Here is a 24,893-nt window from a genome sequence, read left to right as displayed (position 1 = left end):
AATTTCTTTTCAGACATCTTTTTTTGTCTATTTTTTCATCGGAAATGATTTCTTAAATAATTTTTTTATATTTAAAGTTATTATGAAAAAAATGACTATTCGTTTTTCCATTCTTCCTGCATTGAAACGACTTCTTTTAACTTGTATAATAGTTAGATTGAGGTGATTGAATGTTACGTTCCAAAAAAAGATGGATACAAGAAGAAACTTCTAATCAAGAAACTATTTCACTATTAGCAGAAGAGCTAAAACTAGCACCAATTGTAGCCTCTCTTTTAATGAAAAGAGGTTATCATACATCAGAGGAAGCAAAAGCTTTTTTATTTGATGATAATAATGATTTTCATGATCCTTTCCTGCTTTTAGGAATGGATATAGCTGTAGATCGAATACAAAAGGCAATTACTAACAAAGAATTAATTCTTATTTTTGGAGATTATGATGCCGATGGAGTAACTAGCACGACCGTTATGATGAAAACGTTAGAGGGTCTTGGAGCCAATGTGCAATTTTATATTCCAAACCGATTTACCGAAGGATATGGCCCTAATGAGAGGGCTTTTCGCTATGCTAAAAGCATTGGTGTTCAATTGATTATTACAGTCGATACGGGTATTGCTGCTGTTCATGAAGCGGAAGTGGCAAAAGAATTGGAAATAGACTTAATCATTACCGATCACCATGAGCCAGGACCAATATTGCCAGAGGCACTTGCGATCATTCACCCCAAGATAGAAGGTAGCGAGTATCCGTTCCGTGAGTTAGCAGGGGTAGGCGTTTCTTTCAAGTTATCTCACGCTCTTTATGGAAAAGTTCCCCATCATTTATTGCCATTTGCGGCAATTGGAACAATCGCTGATCTTGTCTCCTTAACAGGAGAAAATCGCCTTCTTGCGAAAAAAGGCATCAGGGCACTGCAAGAAACAGATAATATCGGTTTAAATGCATTATATCGTCAAATGAATATCGACAAAAATACGATTAATGAAGAAACAATCGGATTTATGCTTGCACCACGTATTAATGCTATTGGCAGATTAGGAGATGCGGATCCGGCTGTTGACTTATTATTAACAGATGATCCAGAGATTGCAAAAGAACTAGCATTAGAAATGGAAGAAACAAATAAAGAAAGACAAGCGATTGTAAATCAGATAACAGTGGAAGCGATGGAACAAGTGGACGAGCTCTATCCATTAAATGAAAATCGTGTTCTAATTGTAGGGAAAGAGGGCTGGAACCCTGGCGTTGTGGGGATCGTTGCTTCTCGATTGGTAGAAAAGTACTATCGACCAACGATTGTATTAAGTTATGACAAGGAAACGGGAATAGCAAAAGGATCTGCTCGCAGTATTGAGGGATTTGATTTATATAAAAATTTATCGACGTGTAGAGATATTCTGCCTCATTTTGGTGGGCATCCAATGGCTGCAGGAATGTCTTTGAAAATAGAAGATGTAGATGTTCTTAGAGATAGTTTAAATAGATTAGCCTTTGAACAATTAACAGAAGAAAATCTCATTCCATTAACAAAGGTGGATGGCAGCTTTTCAATAAGTGATATATCTATTAAATCAATAGAGGAAATGCAAATGCTCGCCCCATTTGGAGTCGATAATCCCAAGCCTAAATTAACCTTCTGTGATCTAGAAATCGACAATATGCGGAAAATAGGTTCCAATCAAAACCATTTAAAGATTGTATTAAAAGATAATGAGTTTGAATTAGATGGAATAGGATTTGGAATTGGTGACTTATGTGATCATATCTCTCCAAGTGCAAAAGTGTCTGTATTAGGGGAGCTTTCGATAAACGAATGGAATAATCGTAAAAAACCACAAATCTTTATTCAAGATATGGAGGTTCCTCATTGGCAGCTGTTTGACTATCGAAGTTTAAGAAAAGTGAATCAATTATACGAAGTAGTGCCTAAAAATGCACAGTGGATTTTTTTTCATCAAGATTCTGTTCCTAAGGATATGGATGAACAAGTCTCTTATCAGGTGATTGAATCAATAGAGCAAGCAGCATTCCTAGAATCGATGAATAATACTATGGTACTGGCAGATTATCCCCCTAGTTTGGATATGCTAAAAACATTGTTATCTAACAATGCTCCTGAAAGAATCTATGCTGTTTTTTATAAACAACAAAGTGACTTTTTTAGTACCATGCCAACTCGTGATCATTTTAAATGGTTCTATGCTTTTTTAGCAAAACAGGGGAATTTTCACCTGCAAAAATTCGGCGGAGAGCTCGCTAGAAGAAAAGGTTGGAGTAAAGAAACGGTAGATTTTATGTCAAAGGTGTTTTTTGAATTAAATTTTGTTACAATGAAGGATGGATTTATTTCACTGAATAAGAATGTTCCAAAAAGAGATTTAACAGAATCTATCTCTTTTCAACAAAAACAAGCGCAATTTGAGCTGGAAAATGAATTAATTTATTCATCTTATGAACAACTTAAAAATTGGTTTGATCTTATTCTAAAGAAATCCGTCAATAATGAGGAGGAAGTAAAAGAATGGATTTAAAACAATATGTTACGATCGTTGAAGATTGGCCAAAAGAAGGGATCAGATTCAAGGATATAACAACATTAATGGATAATGGTGATGCATATAGATATGCAACAGATCAAATTGTAACGTATGCAAAAGAAAAAGAAATTGATCTTGTTGTGGGACCAGAAGCAAGAGGCTTTATCATTGGCTGTCCTGTTGCTTATTCGCTTGGAGTTGGCTTTGCTCCAGTTCGTAAAGAAGGCAAATTACCGAGAGAAACGATTAAAGTAGAATATGGCTTGGAATATGGAAAAGACGTATTAACAATCCATAAAGATGCGATTAAACCGGGCCAACGTGTTTTAATTACAGATGATTTATTAGCGACAGGCGGTACAATTGAGGCGACAATTAAATTAGTTGAAGAACTAGGTGGGGTTGTCGCTGGTATTGCATTTTTAATTGAATTGTCTTATCTTGAAGGACGTAAAAATTTAGATGGATATGATATTTTAACATTAATGGAATATTAATCCGTATACATGAAAAAAAGAGCGCTGATCAAGCGCTCTTTTTCATAATCGAAAAGAAAAAGAAAGAAAAAATTGCTATGTTTAGGCAGAAATCGCCTTCATTCGACATTTTTCTTTCTTTCCATATAAAAATTACTTCCAATCCCTTTACAATCTCCTTTTTTTTTTCGATAATAGTAATAATCATTCTAAAATAAATTTTATTCTTTTTTGTAATCTTGCATAAAAGTAGTAGGATAGAAAGAATGTCTAAAATATGCTAAATTTAAATAATATAATTGTAATATGAAAGGTGATTACATGGCGAACGATCAAGTGTTAACCGCCGAACAAGTCATCGATAAGACTAGAGGATATTTAAACGAAGAGCACGTAGCTTTTATTGAAAAAGCTTATGACTATGCAAGAGAAGCTCATCGTGAACAATATAGGAAATCTGGGGAACCATATATTATTCATCCAATCCAAGTAGCAGGAATTTTGGCTGATTTAGAAATGGATCCAGCAACAGTAGCAGCAGGTTTTCTCCATGACGTTGTTGAAGATACGGAAATTACTTTACAAGATATAAGTAAAGTATTTAACAGTGAAGTGGCCATGCTCGTTGACGGTGTAACGAAGCTCGGTAAAATTAAATATAAATCACATGAAGAACAGCAAGCAGAAAATCATCGCAAAATGTTTGTAGCGATGGCGCAGGACATTCGTGTTATCCTAATTAAATTAGCAGACAGACTTCATAATATGAGAACATTGAAGCATTTACCTGCAGAAAAGCAGCGTCGTATTTCAAATGAAACATTGGAGATTTTTGCCCCACTTGCTCATCGTCTAGGAATCTCTACAATTAAATGGGAACTAGAAGATACTGCATTACGCTATATGAATCCACAGCAATATTATCGTATCGTAAATTTAATGAAAAAGAAAAGAGCAGAACGAGAACAATACCTAGATGAAGTAGTTACTGAAATTCGTGAAGGTACGGCAGAAGTAAAGATTCAAGCAGATATTTCGGGAAGACCAAAACATATATACAGCATTTATCGCAAAATGGTTTTACAGAATAAACAGTTTAATGAAATATATGACTTATTAGCAGTAAGAATTGTTGTCAACAGTATTAAAGATTGCTATGCCATACTAGGGATTATACACACGCGATGGAAACCAATGCCTGGCCGCTTTAAAGACTATATAGCGATGCCCAAGGCTAATATGTATCAGTCTCTCCATACAACTGTTATCGGTCCTAAGGGTGATCCTTTAGAAGTGCAAATTCGTACACAGGACATGCATCGAATTGCTGAATACGGGATTGCAGCTCATTGGGCCTACAAAGAGGGAAAATCCGTAAATGAAGGATCCTCATTGGAAGAAAAATTAACTTGGTTTAGAGAAATATTAGAATTCCAAGATGATATCGTAAATGCAGAAGAGTTTATGGAAAGTCTGAAAATTGATTTATTTTCAGATATGGTGTTTGTTTTTACACCAAAGGGAGATGTGTTTGAGTTACCTTCTGGCTCTGTACCAATTGATTTTGCTTATCGTATCCATTCAGAAATCGGAAATAAAACGATTGGAGCAAAAGTGAATGGCAAGATGGTCACTCTTGATTACAAGTTAAAAACAGGTGATATTGTTGAAATCCATACGAGTAAACATTCGTATGGACCAAGTCAAGATTGGTTAAAAATAGCGCAAACATCCCAAGCGAAAAATAAAATTAGACAATTTTTCAAGAAACAACGTAGGGAAGAAAATGTCGAAAAAGGGAAAGAATTAGTTGAAAAAGAAATTCGTAATATGGAATTTGATTTAAAAGAAATTCTTACACCGGAGAATGTGAAGGCAGTAATTGAAAAATTTAATTTTATGACAGAAGAAGATATGTATGCTGCTGTAGGCTACAACGGAATTACAGCACTACAAGTTGCCAATAGGTTAACGGAAAAATGGCGGAAGAAAAGAGATGCAGAACAGATTTCAACTATCTCAAATGCAGTTGCTGAATTAAAGTCTTTTTCCAATAATAAAAAGAGTGCTTCTGGTGTTCGAGTAACAGGGATTGATAACTTATTAATTCGTTTATCTCGCTGCTGTAATCCAGTGCCAGGTGATGAGATAGTTGGTTTTATCACAAAAGGAAGAGGAGTTTCCGTTCATCGGGCAGACTGTACCAATATTGACACTGAAGATGCAAAGGCTCGACTAATTCCTGTGGAATGGGAAACGAATTTAAATAACCGCAAAGAATATAATGTTGAAATTGAAATAAGTGGCTATGACAGAAGAGGTTTATTAAATGAGGTTCTCCAGGCCGTTAATGAATCGAAAACTAATATATCAGCCGTATCTGGTAAGTCTGACCGTAATAAAGTTGCGACGATTAACATGAGTATTATGATTCTAAATGTCAATCATCTTCAAAAAGTTGTCGATCGAATTAAACAAATTCCAGATGTCTATTCTGTACGAAGAATAATGAACTAAGGAGTCTTTAGTGTGCGTGTAGTATTACAAAGATCAAAAGAAGCAAAAGTGGAAGTAGACGGAGAGATAGTTGGCGCTATTGAGAAAGGGTTCGTTCTTCTTGTAGGTATTACACATAGCGATACATTGGAAGAGGCTAAATACCTTGCAGATAAAATTATCCATCTTCGCGTTTTTGAAGACGAGAATGGGAAAATGAATCATAGTATTTTAGATAGGGAGGGAGCCGTTTTATCGATTTCCCAGTTTACCCTATATGGAGATACGCGTAAAGGAAGAAGACCTAACTTTATGGATGCCGCAAAGCCAGAGCAGGCAAAGGTGTTATATGATCAATTCAATACGCTTTTACGTAGCCATGGCCTAACTGTTGAAACAGGTATTTTTGGTGCGATGATGGATGTTCAGCTAATAAACGATGGACCGGTAACATTAATATTAGATAGTAAATAATTAAATGATTGATTCCTATACAACTAAAAAAGGTTAGAACCATAAGTAATCTAGACAGAAAAAAAGCCAAACAATCACGAAAGCTCGGATGATTGTTTGGCTTTTCATTTCTTTTTATATGACTATTCACTAAACAGGCTTTAATAGCTAAAATAATTCTCTAAGCCATTATGGATAGCTGTTGTAATGGTCTCTTGATACTTGTTAGAAAGTAACGTTTGTTCTTCAGCGGGACTACTTAGGTATCCCAACTCTAAAAGAGAGGCAGGTTGTCTATTTTGCTTAAGGACGACATATGAATTTTGTTTAACACCTCTGTCCTTTCGATCGGTTGCTTCAATGATACTTTTATGTAAGCTGGTTGCTAATTTTTTCTGATTAGATGTGTAGTAATAGCTTGTAACACCATTTACGGAACGATCACTTATGCTATCATAATGAAGGCTTATAAAAGCATCTGCATGATAGAAATGGCTTATATCGACCCTGGTTTGTAACGGGATAAAAAAATCGTTTTTTCTAGTTAGGATTACCTTTGCACCAGAGGCTTCGAGTTTATTAGCAAGTAACTTTGCGGTACGAAGATTTAATGTCTTTTCAAGTGTACCGATAATGCCTATTGTGCCACTATCCTTTCCGCCGTGCCCAGGATCTATAACGATTGTTTTTCCCTTTAAATCCTTTGTACCTGTAGCATTAGTAATTTGGAGATCATTTGATGCCGAATCTTCAACCAGCCATTCCGCAATGTATCCAAATTCGCCGTCTGCAAGTTTAATTTTATACCAATCATCAATTATTTCTACTGCTTGAAAGGTTTCGCCGCTATCTGCGACAAGTAAGATTTTTGAATTGACGGTTGCATCGCTTCTAATATTTGTTCTATCATAGAGCAGTTTAACTTTCTTATCGATTGTTTTTTCTTTTCTACTTTCTATATCACTACTCTTTAACAGATCTTTATGAACCCAGCCGATATTACCAGAGTATTGAATTTTTGCCCAATTAGATTCTTCTTCTATTATAGTAATTACAGTGCCAATGCTGATTTTCCCGATGATTTCTGCACTAGTAGATGGATTGCTGCGAAGATTAATCTGATCTTCTGCAACAGTAGCTATTTCCTGTTTAGACTTTTTTTGTACTCCTGTTTCTGTATGATTAGAAGAATCTTCAAACAGAAGATAATCATTGTGGACCCATCCAGTTCCTAAAGCTGTTCTGATTTGGTACCAATCGTAATTTACGGAAAGGACGGTAACTTCAATTCCTTTACCTAAAGTGGTAATCACTTCATAATTTGTACCTGGTCCTTTTCTTAGACGAAGGCCATTCTCTGTAATTGTGGCTTTGTTTGAATGGGAAGTAATTGCTTCTTCTTCTTTTTCCATTTGGTCGTCAGTTGTACTTTGTCCATTTTTGGTTACTAAATAAGCGGCTACCCATCCAGTAGAAGAAGAGGTATATTGAATTTCAATCCAATCCTTTTCTTCCTTTATTAAAGGATATGCTTTTCCTATCTCCATTTTCCCAATAACATTTTGATCAAGCCCAGGATTTTCTCTAACGTTTACGACCGTATTAGCTTGAACAGTTGATTGATTTTCTGCTGATACATGTTGATACTGTGTAGGAATGAAGAAGATGCTGACTAAAAGTAATAGCATCCATCTTATATTCTTCAAACAAGCTGCACTCCTTCCGTAATTGTCTAAAGCTGACTAGTATAACTTCACATAGAATAAGATTCTTCTTTTTGAAGGTATATTCCTTTATGCTACTCTTATTTTTTTTAATCAAATTTAGACAAGAAACTATTTTTTTGATGAAATTTTTTAGCCACTCATGGTAATACTATAAAAAAATAACAGAAAAAAGGGTGAAATGCATGAGATTTGGTGAAAAAAGTTCATCAACTAGTGAAATTGATTCCAAATTACTAGGTGTCGATTTTCACGATTTTATTCAAAGAGAAGGAAATTCAAATGCGGTTGAGCTAGCTTCTGAATTCGGTCTTTCATTAGGCGAAGTAAAAAAACTAAAGAAACAGCTAGGAAAATTATAATAGAGCGGGAAATCATTTTCATATCCTATTGACAATACAATCTTTCCTATTTATTATTAATTAAATAATAATAAATAATCTAGTAAAGCCATTGATCGAGAAGAGTATCTAAGAGACACATGAACAGAGAGGAAATGTCATGAAGGCTGCAAGCATTTCTACATGATGACTTAGAGAAAGAACACTCAGGGAGGCTTTCTTCTGAAAATATTCTTCATTAGTAGGTAGAAACGTGCGCAGGCGTTAACTGCAAAGTGGGAGATTTAAGAAAAAATCTTCAATTAGGGTGGTACCACGGGAAAAATCTCGTCCCTTGTATTCAGATGGATGCAAGGGACGAGATTTTTTTATTTGAAAATATTACGAATTAAGCGCGGATATCAGCGTTTTTCTAATAGCAGGGAGGATACATAAAATGCATATTAATATTCCAAGAGGAACCCAAGATATTTTGCCAGGGACCGTAGAAAAGTGGCAATATATTGAAGGGAAAATTAAACAACTTTGTGATCGATATCAATATAGCGAAATTCGCACTCCTATATTTGAACATACAGAATTATTTTTACGAAGTGTTGGAGACACAACGGATATTGTTACAAAAGAAATGTATACTTTTGAGGATCGAGGAAAAAGAAGCTTAACATTAAGACCAGAAGGAACAGCGGCGGTTGTTCGTTCATTTGTGGAGAATAAAATGCATGGATATGCATCTCAGCCAATTAAGCTCTTTTATTTAGGGCAAATGTTCCGCTATGAGAGACCACAAGCTGGACGTTTTCGTCAGTTTGTTCAGTTTGGTGTGGAAGCAATTGGGAGTAAAGATCCTGCTATTGATGCGGAAGTAATTGCACTTGCATATTCCGTTTATCAAACAATGGGATTATCAAAGTTAAAAGTAGTTGTTAACAGTTTAGGTGATAAAGAAAGTAGACAAGCTCACCGAGAAGCGCTAATTGCACATTTTCAACCGAGCATCGGGGAATTTTGTCATGATTGCCAAACAAGACTAGAGAAAAACCCAATGAGAATCCTAGATTGCAAAAAGGATCATGATCATCCATTAATGAAGTCTGCACCATCTATCCTAGAGTACTTAAATGAAGAGTCAAAAACATACTTTACAAAGGTACAAAAATATTTAACGGCTTTAAATATTCCCTTTGTTGTTGATTCCAATCTAGTTAGAGGTTTGGATTACTATAACCACACAGCTTTTGAAATAATGAGTGAAGCAGAAGGGTTTGGGGCTATTACTACATTATGTGGTGGAGGCAGATACAATGGCTTAACAGAAGAATTAGGCGGTCCTGAAGCTCCTGGAATCGGCTTTGCTATGAGTTTAGAACGATTACTTTCTGCCCTTGAAGCAGAAAAAATCGAATTACCTATTGAAAAGAAAGTGGATTGCTATTTAGTATCGTTAGGAGAAGAAGCGAAGGATTACACGGTAGGATTAGTAAATGAGCTTAGACAGGCTGGTTTCTCTGCTGAAAGGGATTATCTTGATCGCAAAGTAAAGGCCCAATTTAAAGCAGCTGATCGTCTTCATGCTAAATATGTCGCTGTTTTAGGAGAAAATGAATTGCAAAATAACAAAATTAACTTAAAGCTGTTAGAAACAGGAGAACAAAAGGAAATTCCGCTAACCGAGCTTGTAAGTGCCCTAAAGGATTTTAGTGCATTCTGAGCAAGGGGTATGAAGTGTAGGGCTATTTTCTTTGTTTTCAATATGGAAATAAAGAAAATAAAACATATGAATGAGTCGTTAGGAATATAAAAATGTGAATAAACAAATGTTGATTATAGGGAGGATACTTCATGTTTGGAAGAACATATTTTTGTGGTGAAGTAACAGAAAAATCGATTGGTGAGAGTATTGTTTTAAAAGGCTGGGTGCAAAAAAGACGAGATCTAGGCGGGCTGATTTTCATTGATTTACGTGACCGTACAGGTATCGTTCAGGTAGTATTTAATCCAGAGATAAATAAAGAGGCAATCGAAATTGCTGATAAGGTTAGAAATGAATTTGTACTAGATATAAAAGGAAAAGTAGTTGCACGCCAAGAAGGTACAGTTAATGAAAACCTTAAAACAGGAAAAATTGAAATAATTGCGGATGAAATTAAAATCATTAATGAAGCAAAAACTCCTCCATTCGTTATTTCTGATCAAACAGATGTTACAGAAGATGTACGTTTAAAATATCGCTATTTAGATGTTAGAAGACCTGTTATGTTTGAAACCTTAAAAATGCGTCATCAAGTCACAAAAGTGATGAGAGATTTTCTTGATAGTGAGGGGTTTTTGGATATTGAAACACCAATCTTAACAAAAAGTACGCCAGAAGGGGCAAGAGATTATTTAGTACCTAGCCGAGTTCATCCAGGTGAATTCTATGCATTGCCTCAGTCACCGCAAATTTTCAAGCAATTATTAATGGTCGGTGGAGTAGAGAGATACTATCAGATTGCTCGCTGTTTCCGTGATGAAGATTTACGTGCAGATCGTCAGCCAGAATTCACACAGCTTGATTTGGAAACAAGCTTTATGAGTCAGGAAGATATTATGAGTATGATGGAAGCAATGATGGCAAAAATCATGAAAGAAGTTAAGAATATTGATGTTACACTCCCATTTCCAAGAATGCCTTATGATGAAGCAATGAGTAGATATGGTTCAGATAAACCAGATACTCGTTTTGAGATGGAATTAGTTGACCTTTCTGAAATAGTGAAAGACTCTAGCTTTAAAGTATTTGCTTCAGCAGTTGAAACAGGTGGTCAAGTAAAAGCAATAAATGTAAAGAATGCTAGTGGAAACTATTCTCGTAAAGATATTGATGCATTGACAGAGTTCGTAAAAGTGTATGGAGCAAAAGGTCTTGCTTGGTTAAAAGCTGAAGAAGACGGCTTAAAAGGGCCTATTTCTAAGTTTATTTCCGAGACAGAGCAAAAAGGCTTTGAGCAAGCGTTAAATATTGAAGCAGGAGACCTGCTTTTATTCGTCGCTGATAAAAAGAATGTCGTTGCCGATGCATTAGGAGCACTGCGTTTAAAATTAGCAAAAGAGCTAGATTTAATTGATCAAAGTAAATTCAATTTCTTATGGGTGACAGATTGGCCATTATTTGAATATGACGAAGAAGAAGGCCGTTTTTATGCAGCACATCATCCATTCACAATGCCTCAAAGAGCGGATTTAGAATTACTTGATACGAATCCTGAAGCAGTGAAAGCACAAGCTTATGACATTGTGTTAAATGGTTATGAGCTAGGCGGTGGTTCTCTACGTATATTTGAAAAAGAAATTCAAGAAAAAATGTTTAGCTTATTAGGATTTACTAAGGAAGAGGCTTATGCTCAATTTGGTTTCTTGTTAGAAGCATTTGAATATGGAACTCCACCACATGGAGGAATTGCAATTGGTTTAGATCGCTTAATTATGCTGCTATCTGGACGTACGAATCTTCGTGATACGATTGCATTTCCTAAAACAGCAAGTGCAAGCTGTCTTTTGACAAATGCTCCAAGTGAAGTAAGTGAAAACCAATTAACAGATTTACATTTATCTTTGAAACTGAATAAATAATGATTAAGAGACTGGAATAGAAGTATTTCACCAAATATAGACCCGAACAATTATGCGGAGATATCAACAATATTTCGCATGATTGTTCGTTTTTTTATGTCGAAAAAGACGTTTTGTGTTTATTTACTGGAGCTAATATGCATCGCTTTAAACTGGCTACTAGAGCATTTAGCTATGATTAGAGATCGATCCTCTTTACTCATTACGTATTTTGTTCTTTAGTACTTGCAATATTTACAACTATCATTTAATAGGAAAATTTTAATTCTTATCGGGAAACAGGGAAAGGGTAGTGGTAGCTGATAAAAATTTATGTTATATTTCTTAAGTAATAATTTTATTCTTTCAGAATGAAAATTCCTGATAAGGGAATATGTAAACATAATTAGTTGTAGGAAAAATTAAATGGAGTTGAAAACAGATGTTGCATCAATTTTCGAGAAATGAGCTAGCCATAGGCAAAGAAGGGCTAGAGACAATGAAAAACAGTACGGTTGCTGTTCTAGGAATCGGAGGCGTTGGTTCCTTTGCTGCCGAAGCGTTAGCTCGTTCAGGCGTAGGAAAATTAATCTTAATTGATAAAGATGATGTGGATATTACGAATGTCAATAGACAGGTAATTGCATTATTATCTACAGTTGGCCGTCCTAAAGTAGATATTATGAAAGAACGTATTGCAGATATTAATCCAGACTGTGAAGTAATTGCATTGAAAATGTTCTATACCGAAGAAACATATGAAGAAATTTTTGCTTATGGCTTAGATTTTATCATAGATGCATCTGATACGATAGCTTATAAAATTCACTTAATGAAAGAGTGTTTAAACCGTAATATCCCAATCATTTCAAGCATGGGCGCAGCAAATAAAATGGATCCTACTCGTTTCCAAATTGCAGATATTAGTAAAACACATACAGATCCAATTGCAAAAGTTATTCGTACAAGACTTCGTAAAGAAGGAATTAGAAAAGGGATTAACGTCGTATTTTCAGATGAAAGTCCCATTGTAATTCGTGAAGACGTTCGTAAAGTGGTCGGAAAAGATGATGCGCCGATTCGAAAGGCGAAAATGCCACCATCTTCAAACGCATTTGTTCCTTCTGTGGCTGGGTTAATAATGGCTAGCCATGTCGTAAAAGAGTTACTAAAAGAGATAAAAATCACACGTGTAAAAGACGAGAAATAATCATATAAAATGACGGTAAATATTTCTTGATTGAAAAAGATTGGAACAAGTGTCTAGCTTCATTTAAACCAAAACAATTATACGAAAATGCTGGGAAAAGCTACGTATAATTGTTTTGGTTTTTTTTACATAGTGTTTTGCCGACTTTCTGTTCCTCTAATCAGTTATCAGTATTTATATAATTGTTAGAAAAACTAGCTGAAGCCTATTGACTAGTATTGGAGTATTAGTGTACTATGTAGATAATACACTAATACAATGAGGTGGTTTAAATGAATTCGTTTAATGGGCTATTAAAAAAGGATTTAAAACTTGGTCTTCCTTTTCTGTATACGAGTATTATTATTGTCAGTTTGGGATTGATAACGTCTATTGTACTATCTAGTTATTACAAAACAATTATGTTGGTCGCAATTTTTGCCATCACTTTCTGTTTTACGCATGTGTTTTACCTTCCATCTTTTTTATTAACTTCTTTAAATATAGAAGGGAAAACACAATTATGGCTTCATAATCCCAACAGCAGCATAAAACTCCTTTTATCAAAATGGATTACAGGAATCCTGTATTCGATAATATCATTGTTTTTAATGTTTAGTGTGGCAGTGATTAGTATGAATGTTGGAGAATTGAAACTAGCTTTCAATCAAACAAATTTATTTTTTATGTGTTTAATCCTATTAGGAATATCCATATACCTCAGCAGCTGGGTCTTTTTCTCATGGACACTTTATCACAGCATGAAAAAAATCGTATGGTTAAATAAAATACGCTGGGTCGTTTTAATTCTTCTTTGGAATATTTGGAATATTGCTGTCTATTGGTTTAATAGAATCCCGGTTATTGATGCTCTTAAAAGGAAATCAGTAATTTCTGTAGACAATACACTTGCTTTTGAAGCACGTCGGGATTTTTTTAAGGCTTCTATAGAAACAACAGAGATATCTATTTTTTCATTATGCGGATATATTCTAACACTCTTCTTCCTATTTCTAATAGCTTCTTGGTTATTGGAAAAGAAAGTGGAGGTGTAGATTACCATGGCAGATGAATTTGAATCATCCAGACCAATTTACATGCAGATCGTAGAAAAAATTACACAGCAAATTGCACGCTATGAACGGATGCCAGGAGATAAATTGCCATCTGTTCGAGAAATGGCTATTGCATCTGGAGTTAATCCAAATACAATTCAACGGACGTACGGTGAATTGGAAAGGATGAAGATTGTGGAAACGAGAAGAGGTCAGGGTACATTTATAACCGAATCAGAAGATATTATAGAGGAGCTAAGAACAAAGCTTCAACATGATTTACTGGAACAGTTTATTCGTAATATGCAAGAGCTAGGAATCAAAAGAGAAGAAATGGTTCAGTTATTAGAAATCTATCTTCAAGAGAAGAAGGGTGAAAAGTAAATGATACAATTTCGCAATGTAACCAAAAGATATGGTAGAGAGTATGCAGTGGAAAATGTAAATTTAACCTTAGAAGAGGGAAAAATTTATGGTCTTCTTGGTACAAATGGAAGTGGAAAATCAACCACGTTGAAAATGATTGCTGGTCTTGTCCAGCCGACTAATGGCGAGGTGTTAGTCAATGGAAAAAATGCTACGCGTAGAATTGCAGAGGAAGTTTCCTATTTAACGGAGCTAGACCGTTTTTATGAATCTTTTACTATTAAAGAAATGATACGATTTACAGCCTCGCAGTTTCATGATTTTCAGCTTGGCAAAGCGCAAGAATTACTAGATTTTATGCAGTTAGAGCAAAATAAAAAAATAAAGAATCTTTCGAAGGGAAACAGAGGAAGACTGAAGCTTGTTCTTTGTTTAGCTCGGACAGCGCCAATTTTATTACTGGATGAACCTTTTTCAGGTTTAGATCCACTGGTGCGGGAATCAATTGTTAAAGGATTATTAAACTATATTGATTTTGAAAAACAGACCGTTGTGATAGCAACACATGAGATAGTAGAGGTTGAATCCATTTTAGATAATATAGTTGTTTTAAATAATGGGAATGTAATCACCAATCTTTCAGTAGAGGATTTAAGGGAAGAAAAAGGTCAATCCATTATCGAGTGGATGAAGGCAAATATAAACAAATGAAAGGCTGGTAAATAATAGTGACATCCGTAGTGGAATTAAAAAATGTCTCAAAAATAATCAATGGAAGAAAAATAATTGATTCGTTGAGTTTCCAAGTAAAAGCAGGAGAAGTATTTGGTTTTCTTGGTCCAAATGGTGCAGGGAAAACAACGACGATCCGGATGATTGTTGGTCTCATTAATATGAGTGATGGGGATATCACTATTTGCAAGGAGAGTGTTCGCGATCAGTTTGAGAAAGCAATCCAGCATGTTGGAGCCATTGTAGAGAACCCGGAAATGTACAAATTTTTGAGTGGGTATGAAAATCTTCTGCACTATGCTCGAATGGTGAAAGGTATATCAAAGCAAAAAATAATGGAGACAGTTGAATTAGTTGGTTTAAAAGATCGAATTCATGATAAAGTTCGCACTTATTCACTTGGAATGCGACAACGTTTAGGCCTTGCGCAAAGCCTTTTGCATGATCCTAAAGTATTAATCTTAGATGAGCCAACGAATGGATTAGATCCTGCAGGGATAAGAGAGATAAGAGACCATTTAAGAATGCTAGCTAGAGAGAGAAACATGGCAGTTATTGTTTCCAGTCACTTGTTAGCAGAGATGGAAATGATGTGTGATCGCATCGGCATTATTCAAGAAGGGAAACTGGTCGATGTACAGTTAGTAAAGGACTTTGTTGCAGTAGAGCAAGTATTTGAAATGGAGCTTCATCCTGTTGATAAAGCCATAAGTCATATACATGGAATGATGCCGGAAGTGCAAGTTATGCCAAGAGAGCAGGGAGTTCATATTACGGTAACAAAAGAACAAATACCTGAAATAATAAAAGCACTTGCTTTACAGGACGTTCAGATTTTTGGCATAAAAGAAGTATCGAAAACATTAGAAGATCGATTTTTAGAATTGACTAACCACAGGGAGGATCTGAATTAATGCAGCTAATAAGAAATGAATGGATGAAGATATGGAAACGTCCAGCAACATTAGTAATGATCGTGCTCTTATTAATTGCTGTTTTATTGCTTGGTGCTTTTAATAAATATCAATCAAGTGGATTTTCTGTCCCTGATAATGAGAACTGGAAACATGGACTTGAATTAGAAAATAAGCGCTATAATGAACAGCTGGAAGATGAACACCTTCCTGAAGAAACAAGGAATTATTATACAAAAGAAATAGCTATAAACGAGTATCGAATTACACATAATTTTAGTACAAATGTAGAATACTCTGCATGGGATTTTGTTGCTGATAGTATCCAACTGCTTAGTCTTGCAGGCTTATTTACAATTATTATTGCAGCTGGAATCGTAGCAAACGAGTTTAATTGGGGAACGATAAAACTTCTCCTTATTCGTCCATTAAGCAGAATAAAGATTCTATTATCAAAATATTTAACGGTATTACTTTTCGGGTTATTAACTATTTTTATCATCTTTGCCTTTTCTTTTATATTAGGTGCCATTCTTTTTGGACTGCCGAAAGAAGTGTATCCATATTTATTTTATTCCAATGGGGTAGTGAAGGAACAAAGCATTCTCATGCATTTAATAAGCTATTATGGATTAAATTCGATCAGTTTATTTATGCTCACTACTATGGCATTTATGATTTCTTCCGTTTTTCGGAATAGTTCACTCGCAATTGGGATATCGATTTTCTTAATGTTTATGGGTAATACAGTCACTTTATTATTAGCGAAATGGTTTGATTGGGCGAAATATTTATTATTTGCCAACACCGATTTAACGCAGTATTTGGAAGGAACTCCTTTAGTGAGCGGCATGACTTTGTCTTTCTCCATTACTATGCTCGTTATTTATTTTGTCGTATTCATTGGCTTAGCTTTTTGGGTGTTTAGGAAGAGAGATGTTGCGGCGTAATTTTTCATAGAATGAGGTCTTTTATGGACTTCATTCTATTTTTCTTCTTTCCTATCTTTACGTTATAATGGAAGTAAGAAGTTAAACAAGAAGGTGTATAAATGAACGGGGAACCACTTGCTTATCGAATGCGCCCGACGAATCTTGATGAAGTAGTCGGGCAAAAGGATATTATCGGAAAAACAACCAGTTTATATAAAATGATTAAAAATGGTCATGTTCCATCGATGTTATTGTATGGAGAGCCTGGCATTGGGAAAACCTCGATTGCCTTTGCTATTGCTGGTACAACAAAATTACCTTTTATTGCACTAAATGCAACTACATCAGGAAAGAAGGATGTGGAAGCTGTAGTGGATGAAGCAAGATTGACAGGGAAAGTCATTCTTTTTTTAGATGAAATTCATCGTTTTAATAAAGCGCAGCAGGATTATTTACTTCCTCATGTGGAGAGAGGGGATATTGTTTTAATAGGTGCTACTACGGAAAATCCCTACCATGATGTAAATCCTGCGATTCGCAGTAGATGTGGACAAATCAAGCAGTTAAAAAGATTAACGGATGATGATATTGAAGAATTATTGCATCGAGCATTACAAGATGAAAAAGGACTTGCGAATCTGTCCATTCAAATTTCAAAGGAACAGATTGCAAAAATAGCAAAAGGCACTAATGGAGATGCAAGAAAATCATTAACTCTTTTAGAGTCTATTGTCTATTCATCTGATAAAGAGGACGACGTATTTATTATCAAGGATGATACCATTGACCAAATGATTGAAAAAGTCGGTGTTTTTGGGGATAAAAAAGGCTCGCATTTCTATAATTTATTATCTAGTCTACAGAAAAGTATCCGAGGCAGTGATGTAGATGCCGCTCTATATTACCTTGCTCATTTATTAGAAACTGGAGATTTAGTTGCCGTAAACAGGAGATTGCTAGTTATTGCCTATGAAGATGTTGGCCTTGCCAATACATCTGTCGGCAATAATGTTTTAGCAGCAGTGACGGCGAGTGAGCGACTTGGTTTACCAGAAGCGCGAATTCCTTTATCTGTAGCGGTTGTGGAAATGTGTTTATCCTCTAAATCTAACGCAGCCTATAAAGCATTAGATGCTGCCATAGCAGATGTCCGCAATGGCAGAGTCGGGGATATTCCTATGCATTTAAGGGATGGTCATTATGAAGGAAGCAAAAAGTTAGGACATGTCGGATATATTTATCCACATGACTATCCAATTGGAACGTTTGGTGGATGGGTTGATCAAGAATATTTCCCGGAAAAACTAAAAGGAACTAAGTATTACCACCCAACTGAAGCTGGTGAGGAGAAGAAGCTGGGAGCGATATACGATAGGCTTAAAGGATTTAAAAAAAATAAATAAGCATAGACTTATATAATGGAGTCTAGTTAAATGGCATGCAAGAAATGTATGGCAGTTATTTAACTAGGCTTCTTTTTTTTAGGGCTTGTTAGAAATATCTATACGAACATTCTCAAAAGATGGTAGATAAATATCGTTTTCGCCAATCTATATTTTTTGTTATAATCTTCATTTTTTCAAATATCTAAGAAAAATACTGACTTTCCTTTATTTTATAGATTGAAAAAGAGGAGCCTAAAGATTAAATTGAAAGTGCTTACATTTTTGGTAGGCGGTTATTTCGCTAGCGAATAATTAAAAACAAGGGGTTGAAAAAATGAAAAAGTCGATTAAAAAAGTATTATTGCTTCTTTTGTGTATTCCGTTTTTATTAATTGGTTGCTCAAGCGAAAGTAATTCAACATCTGATGATGGGAAGGTTGATGGAAAAACCCAGATTAAAATTACATGGAGAGATGTAGGAGAGCATGATAAATTAAAAAAATATTTAACAAACACGTTTATCCCAGAATTTGAAAAAGAAAACAAAGACATAAAAATAGTTTTATCGCCGATTACAGCTAGTGAGGGGGATTATTTTTCTAAAGTGGCTTTATCGATGCAATCAGAAAGTACAGCACCTGATGTGGTTGCAGAAGACTCCTTTATGTTAAATTCAGATGCGAATGCAGGCTATTTATTACCCCTTGATGATTATGTGCGTGATTGGGATCAATGGAAATATTATACAGAAAATTTAAAATCAGGCTCGATTGGAGAAGATGGAAAATTATATGCCATCCCAGGAACTTCTGATTCTCGCGGGTTATGGTATAACAAAAATGTTTTCAAAAAAGCTGGTTTGCCAGAAGACTGGCAGCCTAAAAATTGGGATGAGATTATAGAAGCTGCTGAAAAAATAAAAGATTCAGCTAAGGATGTTATTCCTCTTTCTATGGGAGTGGCTAAAGCAAACGGGGAATCCGTATCGATGCAGACTTTTGAAATGCTGCTCTATGGCACAGACGATGTGTTATTTGATGCTGATACAAAGAAATGGCATGTGAATACTAAAGGAATCGAGGAATCCTTACAATTTATTGATCAAGTTTATAATCAGAAAAAATTAGGTCCGCCACTATCTATTGCCATTAACAGCAACTATAGTTCCGTTTTATTCCAAGAAAAGTTCCCTAATGATGAAGCAGGAATTATATTAGATGGATTTTGGAATACAGGTAATTATACAGAAACAGGAGCAGTTCCAATGGATAATGTCACAGAACGATTTGGTTTTGCGGCCATGCCGACTCAAAATGGACAAGAGCCTGGCACTACGACTATGTCTGGAGGATGGACATGGGCAATTCCATCTAAAGCAAAAAATCCAGATGCTTCATGGAAGGTTATCCAAGCTTTAGGTGGGAAAGAACAGCAGGCAGCTCGCGCTGTTGCAGAAGGAAACTTAACAGTACGTGATGATTCAGCGGAAGTACCCGCCTATAAAGAACAAAATTTCATTTCGGAAGCAACGGAGTATTTGAAGAATGCTCATTTCCGTCCTGCTAATGACAAATATCCGAATGTTTCCGTAGAAATACAAACAATGGTGGAGGCAGTCGCAACTGGTAGCAAGACACCAAAACAAGCTGCCGAGGATTATGCGAGCAATGTAATCAGGATTGTCGGTGAAGGAAACGTAGTTAAATAACTGTACAAAAGGCTGAACACATGACCAGCAGGGAAATTTACTACCTATTCCTTGTATGGTCATCACCTTTTGTTATAGTGATAACCTTTTTAAAGGTGGGATGAAATTGGAAGCAGTATTAGGAAAAAAGCCGAAACGAAAAGGAAAGTCGGATCATGTTAAGGCAGCTATTTTTCTCGCTCCGACCTGGCTTTTATTATTGATATTTTTCATTGGACCGATGCTATTAACATTACTTTTTTCATTTACAAACTTAGCTCTGACTGGTGCGGAAGCTAGTCAGCTAAGGTTTGTAGGATTTGAAAACTTTACCCGGATGTTTCAAGATCCCGACTTCCGTGTCAGTGTGTGGAATACAATTGTTTTTGTTTTTTTCTCAGCGGTGCTCGGACAATGTTTCTTTGGCTTTTTGATCGCTTTTTTAATGAAAGAGAAAAACAAAACATTTAGAAGAATTGTTGGTCTAATTATAATTGCTGCCTGGGTAACTCCAGAAGTCGTGGTAGCATTTTGCTGGGTGGCATTTCTTGGCGAAAGTGGAACTGCTAATTGGCTGTTGAGTCTTTTTGATATGAAGCCGATTGCCTGGCTATTTACTTTTCCAATGGTGAGTGTTGTGATCGCGAATATGTGGAGAGGAACTGCTTTCTCCATGATGGTATTTCAAGCAGCTTTAGACGATATTCCAAAAGATGTAGAAGAGGCAGCCATAATGGATGGCGCCCGTCGATTTCAGGTTATTCGCTATATCACCATCCCCATGGTAAAAGGGACAATCGCCACAAATATGATGTTAGTTACGCTGCAAACACTTGGTGTATTTGCTTTAATTTATACAATGACTGGTGGCGGTCCAGGGGTAAGTACAGCAACGCTTCCTGTATTTATGTATAAACAAGCATTTGTCAGTTATCAGTTAGGGTATGGGACAGCGATTTCTTTTGTGTTATTAGTATTGGGTGCAATTGCCAGCTTCATATATATGAAAACCTTGAAAGTGAAAGTGTAGGTGAAGTGAGTTGGTTCAAAAAGGATATAAAGTGGAAAAACTTATTCATTATTTAATCCTGTCTATTCTGGCAATTTTGTTTTTGCTGCCGTTATTATGGATGCTATTTGCATCAGTAGATCCAGGGGCAATTCAGGCACTGAAGATGCCAGAAAAGATAACCTTAGACAACTTTAAGTCGATATTATCTGAAGCTGCGATTTTGCGTTCGTTTTTTATTGGAATAGGAATATCGACTTCACAGGCATTGTTGGTTGTGATTTTATGTGTGCTGGCTGCTTATCCATTGTCTAGGTATACATTAAAATATAAAAATAGTTTTATGATGACCATTTTGTTCATGACTTCCTTACCAATGACAGCTGTTATTGTACCGGTATTTCAGCTATTTCTTTATTTGAAATTTCAAGATTCTTTGATAGCGATGACGCTTTTTTTAATAGCTTCTTCCTTGCCATATGGTATTTGGATGATGAAGAATTTTATGGATTCTATTCCCTTGGATTTAGAAGAATCAGCATGGGTGGACGGAGCATCTATCTTTCAAGGAATAAAAAAAATTGTTGCTCCATTAATGCTTCCCGGAATATTCACAGTTGCTATCTTTACTTTTACAGGCAGCTGGGGAAATTATTTTGTTCCTTATATCCTCATTCAAAGTCCAGAAAAGCTGCCGGCTTCTGTAACGATCTTTCAATTTTTCGGTAACTTTGGAATGGTTAATTACGGCAGATTGGCAGCATTTTCGGTAATGTATACATTGCCTGTCGTTATTTTGTATACAATTTCACAAAATTTTATGTCAAAGGGCTTCAGTTTAGGCGGAGCTACGAAAGGATAGGGTGCTATGTTTTATATAATCGAAAAATTAGAAGCTAGAATGAAAGAATTAAATCCTTACCGATACATGGAAAGACAAAGTCTTAACAATTGGAAAGCAAAAGAAAGTATAGAAGGAGCAGAGAAATATCCACCTAGTATTACTACTGATTGGCAAGACTTTTCGTTAGGCGATATTTGGGAAGGAAGGGACTATTATTTATGGATTCAAACAACCTTTAAAGTTCCTAAATCAGATGGAAGGATAGTCTTACTATTAGACTTTGGTCGAACAGGCGGTGGCTATAACTCCGGATTTGAATCCTTGCTTTTTGTAGACGGCCAACCATACCAAGGCGTTGACTCCAATCATAAAGAAGTCTTTCTTGACCCTGGCTATTACGGAAAGGAAGTAACACTTTCCTTGAAATTATGGTCCGGATTAGAAGGCGGTGGTCCTGAGCAAATCCAATCACATACATTTAAGATGGCTGAATATACCATTTTAAATGAAGAATGTGATGATTTATATTTTACCGCAGATTGTGTTTTAAAAACGATTAAACAATTAAAGGAGGATGACTCAAAACGATATGAACTTTTGCCTTTATTAGAAAAAACCATGAAATATATCGATTGGTCCTACCCAGGCAGTCCTGCTTTTTATAAAAGTATAAAGTTAGCTAATGATAATTTACAAAAAGGAATAGATGCTTTAGACAAGCGAGAGTTAGTAACAATCACCGCGATTGGTCATACCCATATTGATGTCGCTTGGTTATGGAGACTGAAGCATACAAGAGAGAAAGCCGCTCGCAGTTTTTCAACTGTTTTACAGTTAATGAAGCAATATCCAGACTATATCTTTTTACAAACTCAGCCTCAACTCTATCAATATATAAAAGAAGATTATCCGGAGATCTATGAACAAATAAAAAATAGGATAGAAGAGGGCCGTTGGGAAATAGATGGTGCTATGTGGCTGGAAGCGGATTGTAATATACCATCTGGCGAATCACTAACTCGGCAAATTCTCCATGGAACACAATTTATAAAAAAAGAATTCCATAAAGATGTCCACTATCTATGGCTGCCGGATGTTTTTGGTTATTCATGGGCTTTGCCTCAGATTTTAAAAAAGAGTGGGATAGATACATTTATGACGACAAAAATAAGCTGGAATCAATACAATCGGATGCCACATGATACTTTTGTCTGGCGGGGGATAGATGGATCAGAGGTGTTAACCCATTTTATTACTACACCAGAACCAGGAAAAGACATAGTAGATAATCAATGGGCATCTCGCTGGTTTTATACGTATAATGGACAGTTAGAACCAGAAACAGTGTTAGGCAGCTATAAAGCTTATCGGAATAAAGATGTAAATAAACAACTGCTTATTTCGTATGGATATGGAGACGGTGGCGGTGGAGTCACAAGAGATATGTTAGAAAACCGCCGTCGTATGGATAAAATCCCAGGTCTTCCACATGTGAAAACAGGGCGTGCGGATGAATTTTTTCACCAGCTTCATGACACTATTGATTCTACAGAAAATTACGTTCACACGTGGGATGGGGAATTATATTTAGAATATCATCGAGGAACCTATACATCTCAAGCCTTTGTCAAAAAAATGAATCGTAGACTAGAGTTAACTTTAAGAGAACTAGAAATTTTGTATACAGCTGTACAAGACTCAAAAGGAGTTCATTATCCAAAAGAAGAAATAATGAGCATATGGGAAGTGTTATTGCGTAACCAATTTCATGATATTATTCCTGGTTCATCCATAAAAGAAGTTTATCAAGATCATAAGGTAGAAATAGGAGAGGCGATGGAAAGCTCTACTCAACTCTTAGCACGGTTAGATGAGGCAACAATAAATCAATGGACCATATTTAATTCGGCTGGCTGGGTGAGAAAGGAATTAGTAATAATTGATAAAAAAGAATCTGGTAAATTCATAACAGATTCTGGAGAAGAATTAGAAGCAGTGCCGTGTGAAGCAGGATATCTTGTCCAGACACCGAACATACCAGCTTTCGGAACTTGTATCCTGAAATTTGAACCGATGGAAGCAAAAAGGCTGGAAGCTCCTTTTATGAAAGCAATAGAAAACGGTATAGATACGAATTATTATCTAATTCGCTGGAATGAGAAAGGACAGTTAATTAGTATTTATGATAAACAGTATCATCGCGAAGTACTTAAAGAAAATGGCTTGGGGAACAGGCTTCAATTATTTGAAGATAAACCAATGAACTTTAATGCATGGGATATCGACATATTTTATCAAGAAAAGTATAACGAGTTAGCCGCAGAATCAATTATCATTAAAGAACAAAACAACCTATACGCAAAGGTTGAATTTGTTTATTCATTTGGTACTTCGAGAATTATTCAATATATGCAGGTTTATAAACATTCACGTCGAATAGATTTTATTACAAAGACAGATTGGAAAGAAAGGGAACAATTACTGAAAGCAGGATTTGATGTCGATATTCGCAATACTGTCGCAACCTATGATATTCAATATGGCAATGTCCAGCGGCCTACACATTGGAATACAAGCTGGGATATGGCGAAATTCGAGACAGTAGCACACCAGTGGGTGGACTATTCGCAAAGGGACTATGGAGTCAGCATACTTAATGACTGTAAGTACGGCCATGATATAAAAGACCAAACAATGCGAATTACCTTATTAAAAGGGGGAATATATCCAGACCCAACAGCTGATATAGGAATGCATGAATTTACGTATAGTCTTCTACCACATAAAGGAGATTTCGTAAATGGAAGAACGGTTGAAGAAGCTTGGGCTCTAAATCAGCCATTATCCGTACTACAAGGGAAACGAGTAAATCAGAGACTATTTAAATTGCATACAGCAGAAAGCGTATACATTGATGCTGTGAAAGCGGCGGAAAATGGTCAAGGGATTATATTACGACTGCATGACCACCTAGGAAGTAATAGAGTGCTAACTTTAGAACCATTATTTGATTGTCGACAATGGAATGAAACAAATTTGCTGGAGGAAGATATGGAACCTCCTGTGGATATAGAGGGAAATATTACATTGGAGTTAAGTCCCTATGAAATAAAGACGATACGAATTGTATAAAGCTAAACATTTTTTTAGCGATTAATA

At 35.7% G+C, this 24,893-nt stretch carries 19 protein-coding genes and 1 other annotated feature; of the genes, 18 read left to right on the top strand and 1 reads right to left on the bottom strand.

All coding sequences use genetic code 11. The features are described 5' to 3' along the window. Positions 1-170 precede the first annotated feature (170 nt). The 4 genes from recJ to dtd all read left to right on the top strand — a co-directional run bounded on the left by recJ (position 171) and on the right by dtd (position 5,986). On the top strand, positions 171-2,534 hold the full coding sequence (gene recJ / locus NST77_RS12820; protein WP_123258039.1) for a single-stranded-DNA-specific exonuclease RecJ: 2,364 nt from the start codon (positions 171-173) through the stop codon (positions 2,532-2,534). Then, positions 2,525-3,037: an adenine phosphoribosyltransferase gene (locus tag NST77_RS12815; protein ID WP_095331653.1), complete on the top strand. Its 513-nt coding sequence runs from the start codon at positions 2,525-2,527 to the stop codon at positions 3,035-3,037. The genes recJ and NST77_RS12815 overlap by 10 nt, the downstream gene beginning before the upstream one ends. A 300-nt stretch (positions 3,038-3,337) precedes the next feature. Beyond that, the gene (locus NST77_RS12810; RefSeq protein WP_095331655.1) at positions 3,338-5,533 is read left to right on the top strand and encodes a RelA/SpoT family protein; all 2,196 of its coding nucleotides are present in this window, start codon (positions 3,338-3,340) and stop codon (positions 5,531-5,533) included. Between the two features lie 12 nt (positions 5,534-5,545). After that, positions 5,546-5,986 carry a D-aminoacyl-tRNA deacylase gene (gene dtd / locus NST77_RS12805; RefSeq protein WP_095331657.1) on the top strand — a complete coding sequence of 147 codons (441 nt, stop codon included), beginning with the start codon at positions 5,546-5,548 and terminating at the stop codon, positions 5,984-5,986. 140 nt (positions 5,987-6,126) lie between these two features. Here dtd and NST77_RS12800 read toward each other — a convergent pair whose 3' ends face one another. After that, the gene (locus tag NST77_RS12800) at positions 6,127-7,671 is read right to left on the bottom strand and encodes an N-acetylmuramoyl-L-alanine amidase (protein WP_341123057.1); all 1,545 of its coding nucleotides are present in this window, start codon (positions 7,669-7,671) and stop codon (positions 6,127-6,129) included. Between the two features lie 203 nt (positions 7,672-7,874). On the opposite strand from NST77_RS12800, the gene NST77_RS12795 reads away from it, so the two are divergent. The 14 genes from NST77_RS12795 to NST77_RS12730 all read left to right on the top strand — a co-directional run bounded on the left by NST77_RS12795 (position 7,875) and on the right by NST77_RS12730 (position 24,866). Then, positions 7,875-8,051 carry a hypothetical protein gene (locus NST77_RS12795; protein ID WP_164463668.1) on the top strand — a complete coding sequence of 59 codons (177 nt, stop codon included), beginning with the start codon at positions 7,875-7,877 and terminating at the stop codon, positions 8,049-8,051. 82 nt (positions 8,052-8,133) lie between these two features. Continuing rightward, positions 8,134-8,368: a binding site (T-box leader), on the top strand. 98 nt (positions 8,369-8,466) lie between these two features. Then, the gene (gene hisS / locus NST77_RS12790; RefSeq protein ID WP_123258037.1) at positions 8,467-9,741 is read left to right on the top strand and encodes a histidine--tRNA ligase; all 1,275 of its coding nucleotides are present in this window, start codon (positions 8,467-8,469) and stop codon (positions 9,739-9,741) included. Positions 9,742-9,872: 131 nt separating this feature from the next. Beyond that, the gene (aspS, locus tag NST77_RS12785; RefSeq protein WP_123260792.1) at positions 9,873-11,642 is read left to right on the top strand and encodes an aspartate--tRNA ligase; all 1,770 of its coding nucleotides are present in this window, start codon (positions 9,873-9,875) and stop codon (positions 11,640-11,642) included. A gap of 421 nt (positions 11,643-12,063) precedes the next feature. Continuing rightward, on the top strand, positions 12,064-12,831 hold the full coding sequence (locus NST77_RS12780) for a tRNA threonylcarbamoyladenosine dehydratase (RefSeq protein ID WP_341123054.1): 768 nt from the start codon (positions 12,064-12,066) through the stop codon (positions 12,829-12,831). Positions 12,832-13,103: 272 nt separating this feature from the next. Continuing rightward, on the top strand, positions 13,104-13,865 hold the full coding sequence (locus NST77_RS12775; protein ID WP_341123053.1) for a hypothetical protein: 762 nt from the start codon (positions 13,104-13,106) through the stop codon (positions 13,863-13,865). A gap of 6 nt (positions 13,866-13,871) precedes the next feature. Beyond that, a complete protein-coding gene (locus NST77_RS12770; protein WP_095331669.1) occupies positions 13,872-14,249 on the top strand; it encodes a GntR family transcriptional regulator in 378 nt (125 codons plus the stop codon). Continuing rightward, complete coding sequence (locus NST77_RS12765) at positions 14,250-14,942, top strand: ABC transporter ATP-binding protein (protein ID WP_341123051.1); 693 nt, start codon at positions 14,250-14,252, stop codon at positions 14,940-14,942. A gap of 17 nt (positions 14,943-14,959) precedes the next feature. Next, the gene (locus tag NST77_RS12760) at positions 14,960-15,877 is read left to right on the top strand and encodes an ABC transporter ATP-binding protein (RefSeq protein ID WP_341123050.1); all 918 of its coding nucleotides are present in this window, start codon (positions 14,960-14,962) and stop codon (positions 15,875-15,877) included. Beyond that, the gene (locus NST77_RS12755; RefSeq protein ID WP_249878105.1) at positions 15,877-16,827 is read left to right on the top strand and encodes an ABC transporter permease; all 951 of its coding nucleotides are present in this window, start codon (positions 15,877-15,879) and stop codon (positions 16,825-16,827) included. The genes NST77_RS12760 and NST77_RS12755 overlap by 1 nt, the downstream gene beginning before the upstream one ends. Before the next feature lie 101 nt (positions 16,828-16,928). Next, positions 16,929-18,212, top strand: coding sequence for a replication-associated recombination protein A (locus NST77_RS12750; RefSeq protein ID WP_341123049.1), 1,284 nt, complete (start codon positions 16,929-16,931; stop codon positions 18,210-18,212). A 316-nt stretch (positions 18,213-18,528) separates the two neighbouring features. After that, on the top strand, positions 18,529-19,902 hold the full coding sequence (locus tag NST77_RS12745; RefSeq protein ID WP_341123048.1) for an extracellular solute-binding protein: 1,374 nt from the start codon (positions 18,529-18,531) through the stop codon (positions 19,900-19,902). 106 nt (positions 19,903-20,008) lie between these two features. Beyond that, positions 20,009-20,911, top strand: coding sequence for a carbohydrate ABC transporter permease (locus NST77_RS12740; protein ID WP_206426390.1), 903 nt, complete (start codon positions 20,009-20,011; stop codon positions 20,909-20,911). Between the two features lie 10 nt (positions 20,912-20,921). After that, a complete protein-coding gene (locus NST77_RS12735) occupies positions 20,922-21,752 on the top strand; it encodes a carbohydrate ABC transporter permease (protein WP_095331683.1) in 831 nt (276 codons plus the stop codon). A gap of 6 nt (positions 21,753-21,758) precedes the next feature. Beyond that, positions 21,759-24,866 (top strand): alpha-mannosidase, encoded by a 3,108-nt coding sequence (locus tag NST77_RS12730; RefSeq protein ID WP_341123045.1) that lies wholly within the window; start codon positions 21,759-21,761, stop codon positions 24,864-24,866. Positions 24,867-24,893 lie beyond the last annotated feature (27 nt).

This window comes from Niallia sp. FSL W8-0177, from assembly GCF_038006285.1.
Taxonomy (GTDB): domain Bacteria; phylum Bacillota; class Bacilli; order Bacillales; family Cytobacillaceae; genus Niallia; species Niallia circulans_A.
The sequence above is the reverse complement of the archived record's forward strand: the minus strand, read 5'-3'. Positions and strand labels throughout refer to the sequence as shown.

What these genes read in the sequence shown, in the direction of transcription:
- NST77_RS12730 (WP_341123045.1), top strand. Translation starts at nt 21,759, where the DNA reads ATGTTTTATATAATCGAAAAATTAGAAGCTAGAATGAAAGAATTAAAT.
- NST77_RS12810 (WP_095331655.1), top strand. Translation starts at nt 3,338, where the DNA reads ATGGCGAACGATCAAGTGTTAACCGCCGAACAAGTCATCGATAAGACT.
- hisS (WP_123258037.1), top strand. Translation starts at nt 8,467, where the DNA reads ATGCATATTAATATTCCAAGAGGAACCCAAGATATTTTGCCAGGGACC.
- NST77_RS12770 (WP_095331669.1), top strand. Translation starts at nt 13,872, where the DNA reads ATGGCAGATGAATTTGAATCATCCAGACCAATTTACATGCAGATCGTA.
- NST77_RS12750 (WP_341123049.1), top strand. Translation starts at nt 16,929, where the DNA reads ATGAACGGGGAACCACTTGCTTATCGAATGCGCCCGACGAATCTTGAT.
- NST77_RS12775 (WP_341123053.1), top strand. Translation starts at nt 13,104, where the DNA reads ATGAATTCGTTTAATGGGCTATTAAAAAAGGATTTAAAACTTGGTCTT.
- NST77_RS12765 (WP_341123051.1), top strand. Translation starts at nt 14,250, where the DNA reads ATGATACAATTTCGCAATGTAACCAAAAGATATGGTAGAGAGTATGCA.
- NST77_RS12815 (WP_095331653.1), top strand. Translation starts at nt 2,525, where the DNA reads ATGGATTTAAAACAATATGTTACGATCGTTGAAGATTGGCCAAAAGAA.
- NST77_RS12795 (WP_164463668.1), top strand. Translation starts at nt 7,875, where the DNA reads ATGAGATTTGGTGAAAAAAGTTCATCAACTAGTGAAATTGATTCCAAA.
- NST77_RS12780 (WP_341123054.1), top strand. Translation starts at nt 12,064, where the DNA reads ATGTTGCATCAATTTTCGAGAAATGAGCTAGCCATAGGCAAAGAAGGG.
- recJ (WP_123258039.1), top strand. Translation starts at nt 171, where the DNA reads ATGTTACGTTCCAAAAAAAGATGGATACAAGAAGAAACTTCTAATCAA.
- NST77_RS12745 (WP_341123048.1), top strand. Translation starts at nt 18,529, where the DNA reads ATGAAAAAGTCGATTAAAAAAGTATTATTGCTTCTTTTGTGTATTCCG.
- aspS (WP_123260792.1), top strand. Translation starts at nt 9,873, where the DNA reads ATGTTTGGAAGAACATATTTTTGTGGTGAAGTAACAGAAAAATCGATT.
- NST77_RS12755 (WP_249878105.1), top strand. Translation starts at nt 15,877, where the DNA reads ATGCAGCTAATAAGAAATGAATGGATGAAGATATGGAAACGTCCAGCA.